This window comes from Aestuariimicrobium sp. T2.26MG-19.2B (assembly GCF_950101875.1).
Classification (GTDB): domain Bacteria; phylum Actinomycetota; class Actinomycetes; order Propionibacteriales; family Propionibacteriaceae; genus Aestuariimicrobium; species Aestuariimicrobium kwangyangense.
Map to the genome: position 1 here is coordinate 1,291,926 of NZ_CATNLW010000001.1, position 13,983 is coordinate 1,305,908.

Here is a 13,983-nt window from a genome sequence, read left to right on the forward strand (position 1 = left end):
GATGGCTCACGAACACGACCAGCTGAACCGGATGACGCTCGACCACTGCGTGAAGTGCACCATCTGCGAGACCCAGTGCCCCGTGGCGCGGGTGACCCCGCTGTTCCCGGGGCCCAAGTTCGTGGGTCCGCAGGCTGAACGCTTCCGCGACGGCGAGTCGGTCGACATGTCCATCGACTACTGCTCGAGCTGCGGCATCTGCACCCAGGCCTGCCCCCAAGGGGTGAAGATCGCCGAGATGAACACCCAGGCGCGGGCGGTGATGAAGGAGGAGCACATGCCGCTGCGCGACCGGCTCATCTCCCAGACGACGCTGATGGGCGCCATGATGAACCCGGTTGCACCGCTGGCCAATGCCGCGTTGGGCAACGGTCTGGTCCGCAGTCTCGTGCAGGCGACCTTCAAGGTCGCCAAGGACGCTCCCATGCCGCCGGCCCAGAAGCAGACGTTGGCCCAGTGGCTGCGCAAGCGCAAGCCGTCGACCACCCCGGTCACGCGAGGCTCGGTGGTGTTCTTCTCCGGTTGCGCCGGGGGCTACTTCGAAGTGGAGACCTCGAAGAAGTCCATCGAGGTGCTCGAACACCTGGGCTACGAGGTATTGGTTCCCAAGCAGGGGTGCTGCGGTCTGGCCCAGCAGTCCAACGGGCTCTTCGACGGTGCCCGCAGGTCGGTGATGGCCCTGTGCGACGACCTGCTGTCGGCGGGTGAGCTGACGATCGTGTCCTCGTCCGGTTCGTGCACGGGCATGCTGAAGCATGAGGCCCACACCATCCTGGGCATCGACGACGAGCGTCTCGCCAAGGTGGGCACCCGCATCCGCGACATCTCCGAGTTGCTGGTCGAGTTGTACGACGCGGGGGAGTTCGACCCCTCCCAGTTCCGGGAGACCAAGGTCACGGTGCCCTATCACCAGCCCTGTCAGGTGAAGTCGCAGGGCATGGGCATGCCGGCCAAGACGTTGATGCAACTCATCCCCGGGGTGGTGGTCGAGGAGTCTGGACAGCCCTGCTGCGGTATCGCCGGCACCTACGGGCTGAAGGCCGAGAAGTACGCGATCGCCCAAGAGGTGGGACGGCCCGTCTTCGAGATGATCCGGGCCACGAACGAGAACCTTGCGACCTGCGACACCGAGACCTGCCGTTGGCAGATCCGCAAGGGTTCCGGGGTGAACACGATCCATCCGATCGAACTGGTGCACCACGCCCTGGGACTGGGGACGATCCCCGGGATCTGAGCGGACCTCAGGAGGCGGGCAGCCGGGACTGCAGGTCCTGGGTGGCACGGGCGATGGCGTCGAGCGTCGTCCCGCGCCCCTGCACGACGAGCAGACCGTCGTCGGCAGTGCGGAAGGCGCACAGCAGCACGTCCTGGGTGAGGTGCCGTCCGCAGACGACGCTGCCTCGGTTGGTCGACCACGACATCGAGCGGCCGAGCCCCGTGGTCCCGGCGGGTGCGCGCTGCACCAGGACCATCAGAGTGCCCACGCCACCGTCGGCGTAGACCACCGGAGCGGCAGCGGAGAACAGTTCCGGTTCGCCCGGCAGGATCGTCCACCCGTCGGGCAGGGTCGAGGGACGAGGCTGCTGGTCGGCCACCACCGCCGGGAACGTGACTGGTGTGGCGGAGGTGCCGAAGTCCGGCTCGGCGGGGGGCGTGGGCGTGGTTCTGAGCCGCGGGGGAGCGGTCAGCACGGGTTGGGACAGGGGCTGTTCGCCTCGTCCGATGAGGGCTCGGGCGCCGAGGGTGAGCCCGATTGCGACGGCGAGCACCCACGCAGCCAGCACCAGCCAACGCGCGCGTGGCCGGCCGGTGCTCGGTCGTCGGCTCGCCTGGTTCACGGTGCCAGTCTGCCCGACCGACCGGTCAGCCGAACCGGCCACCTGTGGCCAGTCGGGCAGCGGGTCAGGCGAAGATGGTGGGGAGCCAGCCCGGGCTTGGTCGCTACAGTGCAGCGGTGGGCTACATCGATCTGGCGGGCGTCGACTTCTCGCTGCCCGACGGGCGGCCGCTGCTGAGTGGGGTCTCGTTCCGGGTCGGTGAGGGCGCCATCGTCGCACTGGTCGGCCCCAACGGAGCTGGCAAGACCACGTTGCTGCGCATCGTGCAGGGTGACCTGGATCCGGACGACGGGGTCATCTCGCGGTCCGGGTCTGTCGGGGTGATGCGCCAGTTCATCGGGCAGATCAGGGACGAGACCACGGTCCGCGACCTGTTGCTCTCCCTGTCACCCGCGCGCATCGGCGCCGCCGCGGAGGAGGTCGATCGGCTCGAACTGCAGTTGATGGACGACGACTCGGAGGCAGTGCAACTCGCCTACGCCACGGCGCTGGCCGAGTACGCCGATGCGGGCGGGTACGACGCCGAGGTGATCTTCGACGCCTGCTGCACCGCGGCCCTCGGCGTGGGGTACGACCGGGTGCGCTGGCGTGAGGTCTCGACCCTGTCGGGTGGGGAGCAGAAGCGGTTGGCGTTGGAGGTGCTCTTCCGGGGCAATGACGAGGTGCTGCTGCTCGACGAACCCGACAACTACCTCGACGTGCCCGGCAAGCAGTGGCTCGAGGAACAACTGCGCCAGACCCAGAAGACGGTGCTGCTGGTCAGCCACGACCGCGAACTGCTCGCCAACGCGTCCACCAAGGTGGCCGCCCTCGAACTCGGGGCCGCCGGCAACACCGTCTGGGTGCACGGGAAGTCGTTCGCCAGCTTCCACGAGGCCAGGGCGGAACGGTTCGCCCGGCTCGAGGAACTACGTCGGCGATGGGACGAGGAGCACGCCAAGCTCAGGCAACTCGTGCTCACCATGAAGATTCGCGCCGCCAGCAATGACGCCAACGCCTCCCGCTACGCCGCTGCCCTGACCCGACTCGCGAAGTTCGAGCAGGCGGGGCCACCCACCGCGGTGCCGATCAAGCAGAACGTCACCATGCGGTTGGGTGGTGGCCGCACCGCCAAGCGGGCCGTCGTGTGCGAGAACCTCGAACTGACCGGTCTGATGAAGCCGTTCTCGACCGAGATCTGGTACGGCGACCGGGTCGGGGTGCTCGGTTCCAACGGCTCGGGCAAGTCACACTTCCTGCGACTGCTCGCCCGCGGAGGGTCGCTGCCGGACTCGTCCAACACCGCCGTCGACCACGAACGGATCACCCCGGTGGCCCACACCGGCGTGGCCAGGCTGGGGCAACGGGTTCGTCCGGGATGGTTCGCCCAGACCAACCAGAAGCCGGAACTGGTTGGACGCACCCTGCTCGAGATCCTGCACCGCGGGGACGACCACCGGGGCGGCCTGCCACGGGAGGAGGCCGCCAGGAAGCTCGACCGCTATGAGCTCGCGATGGCCGCCGAGCAGCCCTATGAGACCTTGTCGGGTGGGCAACAGGCGCGTCTGCAGATCCTGCTGCTCGAATTGGGTGGGGCAACCATGTTGCTGCTCGACGAACCGACCGACAACCTCGACATCGAGTCGGCGGAGGCGCTGGAGCACGGGTTGTCGTCCTTCGAGGGAACCGTGCTGGCGGTCACCCACGACCGGTGGTTCGCCCGCGGGTTCGACCGCTTCCTGGTCTTCGGCAGCGACGGACGGGTGCTCGAGTCCGAGACCCCGGTCTGGGACGAGAAGAGAGTCGTGCGGGCGCGCTGAGCGTTGTGGGGGTGGCGCCGAGGCCGGCGCTGATACCCGCCGACCACGGGCGCAGACGACCGTAGTCTGGGGGAGTCCGGCCGGTTCCTGTCGGCCCGCCCTTCCCTCACCCGCTCGGAGCACCCATGAGCCCCGCCCACATTCGTCGCGACGTCATCACGGTCTTCGCCGTGTTCGCCCTCAACGGTGCCCTGATCGGCAGTTGGACCAGCCGGATCCCGGCCGTCAAGCAGCACCTCGCCGTCGATCTGGGCACCCTCGGGCTGGTCTTCCTGTGCCTGGGCCTCGGCTCGTTGGTCTCGATGCCGCTCACGGGGTTCGTGCTGAAGGTGCTGAGCCCCAAGCAGATGTCGGTGATCTGCGTGCTGGGTGCGTCCAGCATCTTCGCCACCCTCTCCCAGGTCACCCAGGTGTGGGCGTTCGCGGGACTCTATGCACTCGCCGGTTTCTTCTTCGGTGCGTGGGACGTCACCGTCAACGTGCAGGGGGCAGCCGTGGAGGCGGCCTCGGGCCGGACGATCATGCCTGCCCTGCACGGCATGTGGGGTGGTGGCATGTTGCTCGGCGCCGCCACCGGCACCCTGGTCACACGGTTGGGGGTGGGGCTGGGCCCGCACATCCTTGTCGCGATGCCGGTGGTCGCCGTGCTCACCCTTGTCGCCGTGTCGACCTGGACGGACTATCGGGCGCACACGGCCGCGTCCCATGCCGACAGCCCGCAGAGTTCGGCCCGCGGGATCCTGGTGCCGGTGCTGCTGATCGGGGTGATGATGCTCTGCTCCACCATCGGTGAGGGGTCGGCCGCCGACTGGATCGCTCTGCAACTGATCGAGGACAAGGGCTCGACCGCCTCGATCGGGGCGAGTGCTTACACCGTGTACGCCCTGTTCCTGACCGTGTCGAGGCTGAGCGGCTCGCTGCTGATCGCCAGGTTCGGACGGGTCAACGCCATCCGGCTGTCGGGCCTCTGCACGGCGCTCGGGGTGGTGCTGGTGATCGTCGCCCCGCACATCTCGGTCAGCTTCCTCGGGGCTGCCCTGTGGGGTGCAGGGCTGGCCGTCGTCTTCCCGGCCGGCATCTCCGCCGCCAGCGAGGTCGGCGGACGACACTCCGACCACGCCATCGCGATCGCCTCGACGCTGGCCTACGGAGGATTCCTGATCGGGCCCGCGCTGCTGGGACTGATCGCGCACCACTCCAGCCTCAGCACGGCCTTCGCGGTTCCCGCCACCCTGGGTCTTGGCTTCGCCGCCTTGGCCTTCGCGGCGCGCGAGCGGCGGGGCACCGTGGTCGCGGACCGGGTTCCGGCCGAGGGGGCCGTCGAGGGGGTGGCGACAGCGGAGTAGGGGCTTGGCCTCAGAAGTCGAAGTCGCCGAAGTCGATGTTCGACACGAAGTCCCCGACACCACTGGCGAAGTCACCCAGACCACCGGCCAGGTCACCGATGTCTGCGATCGAGCCCAGCGCGTCGAGTCCACCTCCGTCGAACAGGTCGGCGAAGCCACCGTCTCCCAGCATCGCCATGGTGCCGAACAGCAGGTTGTCGCCGCCCAGGAGGTCGAACCAGATGAGTCCCTCGAGGATGTCGTAGCCGTCACTGGCCAGCGCCGCCTCGCGGATCTCGCCGAACACCTTCGCCCAGTGCCCCGAGACCCCGAACACGATGGCGTAGGGCAGGTAGCGCCCGAAGATCCCTGCTGCCTCCTCGACCTTGAACTGGCTGGCCTCGGCGGTCTCGAGGTACTTCTTGAAACCGAGCGCCTGGATCTGCGCGGCCGTGCCCAGGGCAGTTCGGGGTACGCGCGGCCTGAGCCTCGACCGCAGCCACAGCGCCGATCCAATGATCAGGGCTCCGGAGACGAGGGTGACGATCGACACCTGGGTGAGCAGCATCAGTCCGACGAACCCGAACGCGACCACCAGTCCGAGCAGTCCCAGACAGCCCACCCCGGCCTGGGTCGGGGGCTTGGCGTACCAGCCGTTGGCGACCGTCTGGGCATACAGTGACTCACGCAGGGCCCGGATCGAGTCACCACGGGTTCGCACCCACTGGCTCATCAGGATCGAGTCGGGTTGCTCGTCCGCGTGCCCCACCAGGTGCTGCCCGAGCAGTTGGGTGCGATGCGCCACGCGAGCAGGCTGCCAGTCGCCCTGGAAGAGACTGGTCATCACGTCGTTCTCGAACGGCGACAGCGGGTCGGCGGGGCCAGGGGCGACCCGGCTGATGCGCCAGTCCCTGGCCTTCTTGGTGGGGTCGTCCACTCTGGTCTGGTCGGTGTCGACCGCCTCGATGTGAACGTGCCCGCGCACCGCCAGGTCGACGATGGTGGCCGACAGGTCACGCATCTCGGCCTTGCCGTCGACGATGGTGCCCACCAGTCCCGGACGTAGACCGCGTGGTGGCGAGAAGGCGACGGCCACCTCACCGGAGTACTCACGGGATCGTCCCTTCACCTTCTCGTCGGGCGCGGGCGTGCCCGGCAGTGGCACCATGCCCGGCACCAGGCCCGAGTAGATGCGGTCGCGGTAGAAGCGGTTGGCGATCGCGCCCACACCGAACAACACCGCCGAGACCAGCACGGAGATCACCAGGAAGCCGAGGTCGATGTTGTCCACGGGTCCATCTTCCCGGATGGGTCCAAGCGGGTCCAAGGAGTGACCGATCGACCGAACTGAACACTCGTTCATCCCGGGCGGCGGCACATGGAACACTGCTCGGATGAGCTCCATCCCTGCCCCCGAGGACCGTCGCGCCCGATGGGCCGTGTCGTTGGTGTTCTTCATCAACGGCGCGTCGATGTGCATGGTGCTGCCCCGTTACCCCGAGCTCGTCCGCAAGCTCGACCTGACCAACACCGCGTTCGGTCTCGCGATCGGTCTCGGGCCCATCGGCGGCCTGCTGGCCGGACTGGCGGCCGCCTCGTTGATGCGTCGGTTCGGGACGGCCCGGTTGTCGGTCGGGTTGCAGGTGCTCGCGAGCCTGTTCCACCTGACCATCTACGCCTCGCAGTCGTGGCTGTGGTTGATGGCCTCCTTGATGTTCGCGAGCGCGTGCGATGCCATCACCGACATCTCGATGAACGCCCACGGCATGCGGGTCGAGCGGCGCTACCGACGATCGATCATGAACAGCTACCACGGCTGGTGGTCGATGGGTGCCGTCGTGGGTGGACTCCTGGGAGCGCTCGGGGCGCAGGTGGGACTACCCCTGCTGTGGCAGGGCGGCATCGGGTTCCTGGTGTTCGCCTCGCTTGCCCTGCTCTCGTTCCGCCACCACCTGCCCGGGCACGACTCCTCGGAGCGGATGGTGTCCTCGCCCCACCCGGCCTCTGCGGGCGAGGTGCTGAGCGAGCGCAGTTCGCGGCTGCCCCGGGGCATGGCCAAGGCCATGGGTGTGGTGGTGGCCCTGGGCTTCGTCCTCGTGTTCACCGGTTCGATCGAGGACGCCGGCAACTCCTGGGGTGCCCTGTTCATGAACGCGACCTTCACCGTCACCCCCTTCGTGGCCGGACTCCCGTTCATCGCCATGCAGGGGGCGCAGATGGTCGGACGATTCCTGGGTGATCCGGTGGTCGACAGGTGGGGCGATCGCATGACGGCCCGGGTGGGATCACTGCTGGCGATCGTCGGGATGAGCCTGGCCCTGCTCGTTCCCCATCCCGTGACCGCGGTGATCGGGTTCGCGCTGGTGGGATGGGGTATCGCCACCCTGTTCCCGGCCGCCTTCCGCGCCGCGGACGAGCTGGAGGGCATCCCGCACGGACTCGGGGTCACCGTGGTCGGCTGGTTGGCCCGGCTCGGGTTCTTCCTCAGCCCCCCGCTGGTGGGATGGGTCTCCGACCAGCTGACGCTCGCCCGTGCCCTCTGGTTGGTGCCGCTCTACGCCATCGGGATCCTGGTGCTCTCGCGGGTGCTGGACACCCGCAAGGAGCGGCACCTGAACGTGGACTCCGATCCCTTCCATCCGGTGGCCGCATCCTGATCGGGTGGGCTCGTTGCCCCCTCTCGTCCGGTCCTGGTTCGCCCCTGGTCGGTCCTGTTTGTCCTCGTCCGCGCACTTGCCCTCGTCCCGTGTTGGGACCAGCCGCCCACTTGCCCCTGTTCGGTGCTGGTTGCCCTCGTTGGGCGCACTTGCCCCCGTCCAGGGACAGGGCAGGTGGACCGGACGAGGGCAACTGGTGCGTGAGGAGGGCAGGTGGGCCGGACGAGGGCAGATCGTGCGGGGGGAGGGCAGGTGGGCCGGACGAGGGCAACTGGTGCGGGGGGAGGGCAACTGGTGCGGGAGGAGGACCGGTGCCCCCTCGACGGAACCCGGGAACTCGTCCCCAGGCGTCGCCCCACCGCCCCCCGACGGCCCGATTGCTGATCTGGCGACGAGTTTGCGGGAATGTTGGCCCATGACCCGCGACCCCCGAGCGTCCGACCCCCGCTTGGCCGACCCCCTGGTGGCGGCCAGGCATGCCCTCGGTGGCGTGCTCTCGACGTGGCGCGACGGTGCCCTTGTCGCCATCCGCGTCACCGAGGTCGAGGCCTATCGGGGTGCCGATGACCCCGCCGCCCACACCTTCCGCGGACGCACCCCCCGCAACCAGACGATGTTCGGGCCGTCCGGTCACCTCTACGTCTACCGGCACATGGGGCTGCACCACTGCGTGAACCTGGTCTGCAGCGACGAAGGTCTGGGCCATGGCCTGCTGATCCGGGCCGGTGAGGTGATCGCCGGGCAGCAGGTGGCCCTGGCCCGACGCACCCGGACGGGGGTCTGCCACGCGCCCCGCGACCTCGCCCGGGGTCCAGCCAGACTCACCGTCGCCCTGGGCATTGTCCACGCCGACGACGCCGTTGCCTGGCGCCCCGGTCTCGCCGACGCCGACCACGAGTTCGGCTGGCAGTGGCCCCAGCCACCGCTCGACCCCGCCTGCATCCGCTCGGGACCGCGGATCGGGGTGCCCGCCGCGGGTGCCGACCCTGACCTGTTCGGCTGGAGGTTCTGGATCGCGGACGACCCGACGGTCTCGGGCAGTCCGGCCCTGAACCGCACCGGAAGGCGGCTCGACGAGGGCAATTCCCACCCCGAGCCATGGATGGGAACCGGCGCTGGGTAGCGTGACCCTGTCACCAACCAGTGGAGCTGAAACATGACCACACCGATCACCGACACGGGGGTCGAAGCCGGCGACACCGGCTTCGCACGAGTCTTCGAGACCCCCACCGAGCAGCAGTGGCAGGACGCCGTGCTCAAGGTGCTGAACAAGGGTCGCCCCGAGGGCAAGGAACTCGACTGGGAGGCAGGCCACAAGCGCCTCGTCAGCCACACCGTCGACGGTCTCGACATCGAGCCGCTGTTCACCCGATCGGACGACGACCCGCCCCTCGGTCACCCGGGAGCAGCCCCGTTCACCCGGGGCACGACGGTGCGCAGTGGCGACATGGACGCCTGGGACGTGCGTGCCCTGCACGAGGATCCCGACGTCGACACCACCCGCAAGGCGATCCTCGAGGACCTCGAACGTGGAGCCACGTCGCTGTGGCTGCGGGTCGACCCCGACGCCATCGCAGCCGGTGACCTGGAGACCGTGCTGGCCGACGTGCTGCTCGACCTCGCCAAGATCGACGTCTCGAGCCACACCGACCAGCGCGCCGCCGCCGACGCCCTGCTGGCCGTCTACGAGGGGACGCACCATGACCACTCCTCGCTGTCGTTGAACCTGGGCCTCGACCCGATCGGGCAGGCGGCGCTGACCGGTTCGTCGGCAGACCTCTCGTACCTGGGGGAGTACGTCACCCGCCTCGCCGGCTACACCAAGTCGCGGGCCATCGTGGTCGACGCCAACCAGTTCTCGAACTTCGGTGCGGGCGACGTGCACGAGGTGGCCTGGGCGATCGCCAGCGCGGTCGAGTACGTGCGTGCCCTGATCGACCAGGATCACACCGCCGACGAGGCCTTCGACGCCATCAACTTCCGCGTCACCGCCGGCACCGACCAGTTCGCCACCATCGCCCGGCTGCGGGCCCTGCGCACCGTCTGGAACCGGGTCGGAGAGGTCTTCGGCGTCTCCGAGGAGCATCGGGGGGCCAGGCAGCACGCGGTCTCGTCCGCCCGGCAGCTGACCCGCGACGACCCCTACGTCAACGTGCTGCGCGGCACCATCCAGTGCTTCGGCGCGGCCATCGGCGGTGCCGAGGCGATCACAGTGCTTCCCTTCGACACCGTGATCGGGCTGCCGACGCCGTTCTCGCGGCGGGTTGCCCGCAACACCCAGATCGTGCTCGCCGAGGAGTCCAACATCGGCCGCGTCAACGACCCAGCCGGCGGCTCCTGGTACGTGGAGAGCCTCACCGCCCAGTTGGGCGAGGCAGCCTGGGCGGCGTTCCAGCAGGTCGAGGTGGCCGGTGGGATGGTGGCAGCCCTCGACTCCGGGCTGGTCGCCGACACCCTCGCCGACCTGAACGCCAAGCGCGCCAAGCAGTTGGCGACCCGGGCCCAGCCGATCACCGGTGTCTCGATGTTCCCGCAGACCACCGAACCGGTCGTCGAACGGACCCCGCGGCCCCATGCCCCCGCACTGGCCGGGTTGGCGCTCGTGCGCGACTCACAGGTCTTCGAGGCATTGCGCGACCGGGCCTCCGCGGCCAAGCCGTCGGTCTTCCTGGCCTGTCTGGGCAGTCGCCGGGACTTCGGCGCACGCGAGGGGTTCACCACCCCGCTGTTCAACATCGCAGGCATCTCCACCCCCACCGGGGACGGCGGCGTCGACGAGGTGGTGGCGGCGTTCCGGGCGTCCGGAAGTTCGGTGGCGGTGCTGTGCTCCTCGGCCAAGGTGTATGCCGAACACGGGCTCGAGGCAGCGCAGGCATTGAAGCAGGCAGGAGCCGGGAAGGTCTTCCTGGCCGGCAACCTGAAGGAACTCGGCGCCGACGACACCTCGGTGATCGACGGAACCGTCGCCATGGGAATGGATGTCGTCGCCTTCCTGACATCGGTCCTCGACCAACTGGGCGTGCAGGCAGAGGGAGTGGAGCAGTGAGCATCCGATTCGACCAGGTGCCCTTCGAGGGAGGCGGTCAGCCGAGCGCCGACGCCGCCGCGCGTTTCGAGCAGTTGCTCGCCGCGACCGGCAGCCGTGAGGGGTGGGTGACCCCCGAGCAGATCGAGGTGTCGACCCTCTACGGCAGCGACGCGTACGCCGCCATGGACCACCTCGACACCTACCCGGGACTGCCGCCCTTCCTGCGGGGCCCCTACGCCACCATGTACACCTCCCAGCCGTGGACGATCCGCCAGTACGCCGGGTTCTCCACCGCCGAGGAGTCGAACGCCTTCTACCGACGCAACCTCGCCGCCGGCCAGAAGGGCCTGTCGGTCGCGTTCGACCTGGCCACCCACCGCGGCTACGACTCCGACCACCCACGCGTGGCCGGTGACGTCGGCATGGCGGGTGTGGCGATCGACTCGATCCTCGACATGCGCCAGCTGTTCGACGGGATCCCGCTCGACCGCATGTCGGTGTCGATGACGATGAACGGTGCCGTGCTGCCGATCCTGGCGCTCTACGTCGTCGCTGCCGAGGAACAGGGGGTGAAGCCGGAGCAGTTGGCGGGGACCATCCAGAACGACATCCTCAAGGAGTTCATGGTCCGCAACACCTACATCTACCCGCCGACCCCGTCGATGCGGATCATCAGCGAGATCTTCGCCTACACCAGCCACAACATGCCCAAGTGGAACTCGATCTCGATCTCGGGCTACCACATGCAGGAGGCCGGGGCGACGGCCGACATCGAGATGGCCTACACGCTGGCCGACGGTGTCGACTACATCCGCGCCGGGGAGTCCGTGGGACTCAACGTCGACGCGTTCGCCCCGCGGTTGAGCTTCTTCTGGGCCATCGGGATGAACTTCTTCATGGAGGTCGCCAAGATGCGTGCCGCGCGCATGCTCTGGGCCCGCCTGGTGAAGCAGTTCGACCCCAAGAACCCCAAGTCGATGAGCCTGCGCACCCACTCGCAGACCTCCGGCTGGTCGCTGACCGCCCAGGACGTCTACAACAACGTGGTCCGCACCTGTGTCGAGGCCATGGCCGCCACCCAAGGGCACACCCAGTCGCTGCACACCAACGCCCTGGACGAGGCCATCGCCCTGCCCACCGACTTCTCGGCCCGCATCGCCCGCAACACCCAGCTGTTCCTGCAGCAGGAGTCGAACACGACCAAGGTGATCGACCCGTGGGCGGGTTCGGCCTACGTCGAGAAGTTGACCCTCGACCTGGCCCGCAAGGCGTGGGCCCACATCGAGGAGGTCGAGGCGGCCGGAGGCATGGCCAAGGCCATCGAGGCGGGCATCCCCAAGATGCGCATCGAGGAGGCGGCGGCTCGCACCCAGGCCCGCATCGACTCGGGCCGTCAGCCCGTGATCGGCGTCAACAAGTACCGGCTCGACTCCGAGGACCCACTCGAGGTGCTCAAGGTCGACAACGCCACGGTTCGCGCCTCGCAGATCGCCAAGCTGCAGAAGCTGCGTGCCGAGCGGGACGAGGCTGCCACCCAGGCGGCGTTGGAGAAGATCACCTGGGCAGCGGCCAACCCCGACTCGACCGATCCCGAGCGCAACCTGTTGAAGCTGGCCATCGACGCCGCCCGCGCCCAGGCCTCGGTCGGTGAGATCTCGTCGGCCATGGAGAAGGTGTTCGACCGCTACACGGCGCAGATCCGTACCATCAGCGGTGTGTACTCCAAGGAAGCCGCCGACACCCCCGCCGTGACCCGCACCCGCGCCGCCGTCGAGGAGTTCGAGGCCGAGGAGGGACGTCGTCCGCGCATCCTGGTCGCCAAGATGGGCCAGGACGGGCATGACCGCGGTCAGAAGGTGATCGCCACCGCCTTCGCCGATCTCGGCTTCGACGTCGACGTCGGCCCCCTGTTCCAGACCCCCGAGGAGGTCGCCCGCCAGGCCGTCGAGTCCGACGTGCACGTCGTGGGTGTCTCCTCGCTCGCGGCCGGTCACCTCACCCTGGTGCCGGCTCTCCGTGAGGAGCTGGACAAGCTCGGCCGTGACGACATGATGATCGTCGTGGGCGGCGTCATCCCCGAGCAGGACTTCGCCGAACTGCGCGCCAAGGGTGCCGACGACATCTTCCCGCCCGGCACGGTGATCCCCGAGTCGGCCGAGCGTCTGTTGACCGAGTTGCGGGAGCGGCTCGACAGCCAGGCGTGAGGGTGAGCTGACTTGGCTCGCCGAATCGATCTGGACGGCCTGGTGGCCGGGGTGCGCGCGGGTTCCCGCGCGCACCTGGCCCGGGCCATCACCCTGGTGGAGTCGAAACTCCCCGCCCACCGTGAGTTCGCCCGCGAGTTGCTGCTGCGGGTGACCGAGACAGGTCAACCCACATCCGATCACCCCGCACGCGAGAACGGTGATCATGCAGGGGCGAGGGACGAGCCCCGTGTCCTGATCCCCTCGAGCATCCGCGTCGGCATCTCCGGCGTGCCCGGGGCAGGCAAGTCCACGTTCATCAACGCGATGGGGCTGCGGCTGATCGAGCAGGGCCACCGCGTCGCGGTGCTGGCCGTCGACCCCTCGTCCCCCGCCACGGGTGGTTCGGTGCTCGGTGACCGCACCCGGATGGGCGAGCTCACGATGCACGAGGCGGCCTTCGTCCGCCCCTCACCGACGGCCAATCACCTGGGTGGTGTCGCCAGGGCGACCCGTGAGGCGATGTTGCTGGTCGAGGCGGCCGGGTACGACGTGGTGATCGTGGAGACCGTCGGTGTCGGACAGTCCGAGGTGGCCGTCGCAGACATGGTCGACACCTTTTTGATGCTTGCCCTGGCGCGGTCAGGCGACCAGTTGCAGGGCATCAAACGCGGCATCCTCGAGTTGGCCGACGTCATCGCCGTCAACAAGGCCGACGGTGAGAACGCCGGTGAGGCCCGGGTGACGGCCCGCGAACTGTCGATCGCCATGAAGCTGATCTCGGGTGACGCGAACAAGCGCCGGGTGCCGGTGCTGACCTGTTCGGCAGCTGAACGCATCGGTCTCGACGAGGTGTGGGCCGCCGTGATGGATCACCGTGCGTACCGTGAGGCGCAACCCGGCGGTCTGGCGGGGTTCCGGTCGGGGCAGCAGAAGCGCTGGATGTGGTCGATGGTCGAGGCCACCCTGCTCGACTCCCTCAAGGCCGATCCGGAGGTCCGCCGGCTCGCGTCCTCACTGGAGGAAGGTCTGAGCACCCACCGGGTGTCGGCCCTCGACGGAGCCGCGCAGGTGCTGGAGACCTTCGCGAGGTCGGTCCCCGATCAACCGTGGGCCGCCCGCGACTGATCCGGGTCGCAGCCAGAACGGCACG

The 13,983-nt window shown here is 68.7% G+C and carries 10 protein-coding genes; 8 read left to right on the forward strand and 2 right to left on the reverse strand.

The genetic code is table 11. The features are described 5' to 3' along the window. The first annotated feature begins 1 nt into the window (after position 1). The gene (locus tag QQZ11_RS05730; RefSeq protein WP_284549199.1) at positions 2-1,234 is read left to right on the forward strand and encodes an anaerobic glycerol-3-phosphate dehydrogenase subunit C; all 1,233 of its coding nucleotides are present in this window, start codon (positions 2-4) and stop codon (positions 1,232-1,234) included. Positions 1,235-1,241: 7 nt separating this feature from the next. Here the strand turns inward: QQZ11_RS05730 and QQZ11_RS05735 are convergent, their stop codons facing one another. Further along, on the reverse strand, positions 1,242-1,838 hold the full coding sequence (locus QQZ11_RS05735; protein ID WP_284549200.1) for a hypothetical protein: 597 nt from the start codon (positions 1,836-1,838) through the stop codon (positions 1,242-1,244). 116 nt (positions 1,839-1,954) lie between these two features. Between QQZ11_RS05735 and QQZ11_RS05740 the strand changes: the two genes are divergently transcribed. Together QQZ11_RS05740 and QQZ11_RS05745 are read left to right on the forward strand one after the other, a co-directional pair. Further along, entirely contained in the window at positions 1,955-3,637 is a 1,683-nt protein-coding gene (locus QQZ11_RS05740) for an ABC-F family ATP-binding cassette domain-containing protein (RefSeq protein ID WP_022908783.1), read from the forward strand. A gap of 125 nt (positions 3,638-3,762) precedes the next feature. Beyond that, entirely contained in the window at positions 3,763-4,983 is a 1,221-nt protein-coding gene (locus QQZ11_RS05745; RefSeq protein ID WP_022908782.1) for an MFS transporter, read from the forward strand. A gap of 10 nt (positions 4,984-4,993) precedes the next feature. Here the strand turns inward: QQZ11_RS05745 and QQZ11_RS05750 are convergent, their stop codons facing one another. Beyond that, the gene (locus tag QQZ11_RS05750; RefSeq protein WP_284549201.1) at positions 4,994-6,253 is read right to left on the reverse strand and encodes a DUF2207 domain-containing protein; all 1,260 of its coding nucleotides are present in this window, start codon (positions 6,251-6,253) and stop codon (positions 4,994-4,996) included. Between the two features lie 103 nt (positions 6,254-6,356). Here QQZ11_RS05750 and QQZ11_RS05755 point away from each other — a divergent pair, with 103 nt between their 5' ends. The 5 genes from QQZ11_RS05755 to meaB all read left to right on the forward strand — a co-directional run bounded on the left by QQZ11_RS05755 (position 6,357) and on the right by meaB (position 13,958). Next, positions 6,357-7,619 (forward strand): MFS transporter, encoded by a 1,263-nt coding sequence (locus QQZ11_RS05755; protein ID WP_284549203.1) that lies wholly within the window; start codon positions 6,357-6,359, stop codon positions 7,617-7,619. Between the two features lie 415 nt (positions 7,620-8,034). Next, positions 8,035-8,742: a DNA-3-methyladenine glycosylase gene (locus QQZ11_RS05760; protein WP_284549205.1), complete on the forward strand. Its 708-nt coding sequence runs from the start codon at positions 8,035-8,037 to the stop codon at positions 8,740-8,742. 33 nt (positions 8,743-8,775) lie between these two features. Then, positions 8,776-10,665, forward strand: a complete 1,890-nt coding sequence (mutA, locus tag QQZ11_RS05765; protein WP_022908778.1) for a methylmalonyl-CoA mutase small subunit — start codon at positions 8,776-8,778, stop codon at positions 10,663-10,665. Continuing rightward, positions 10,662-12,851: a methylmalonyl-CoA mutase gene (gene scpA, locus QQZ11_RS05770; RefSeq protein ID WP_022908777.1), complete on the forward strand. Its 2,190-nt coding sequence runs from the start codon at positions 10,662-10,664 to the stop codon at positions 12,849-12,851. The genes mutA and scpA overlap by 4 nt, the downstream gene beginning before the upstream one ends. A 12-nt stretch (positions 12,852-12,863) precedes the next feature. Further along, positions 12,864-13,958 (forward strand): methylmalonyl Co-A mutase-associated GTPase MeaB, encoded by a 1,095-nt coding sequence (meaB, locus tag QQZ11_RS05775; protein WP_026377566.1) that lies wholly within the window; start codon positions 12,864-12,866, stop codon positions 13,956-13,958. Positions 13,959-13,983: the final 25 nt, after the last annotated feature.

Bases quoted from the DNA above. Each gene is read 5' to 3' on its own strand.
- QQZ11_RS05760 (WP_284549205.1), top strand. From the start codon at position 8,035: ATGACCCGCGACCCCCGAGCGTCCGACCCCCGCTTGGCCGACCCCCTG.
- QQZ11_RS05745 (WP_022908782.1), top strand. From the start codon at position 3,763: ATGAGCCCCGCCCACATTCGTCGCGACGTCATCACGGTCTTCGCCGTG.
- mutA (WP_022908778.1), top strand. From the start codon at position 8,776: ATGACCACACCGATCACCGACACGGGGGTCGAAGCCGGCGACACCGGC.
- QQZ11_RS05730 (WP_284549199.1), top strand. From the start codon at position 2: ATGGCTCACGAACACGACCAGCTGAACCGGATGACGCTCGACCACTGC.
- QQZ11_RS05755 (WP_284549203.1), top strand. From the start codon at position 6,357: ATGAGCTCCATCCCTGCCCCCGAGGACCGTCGCGCCCGATGGGCCGTG.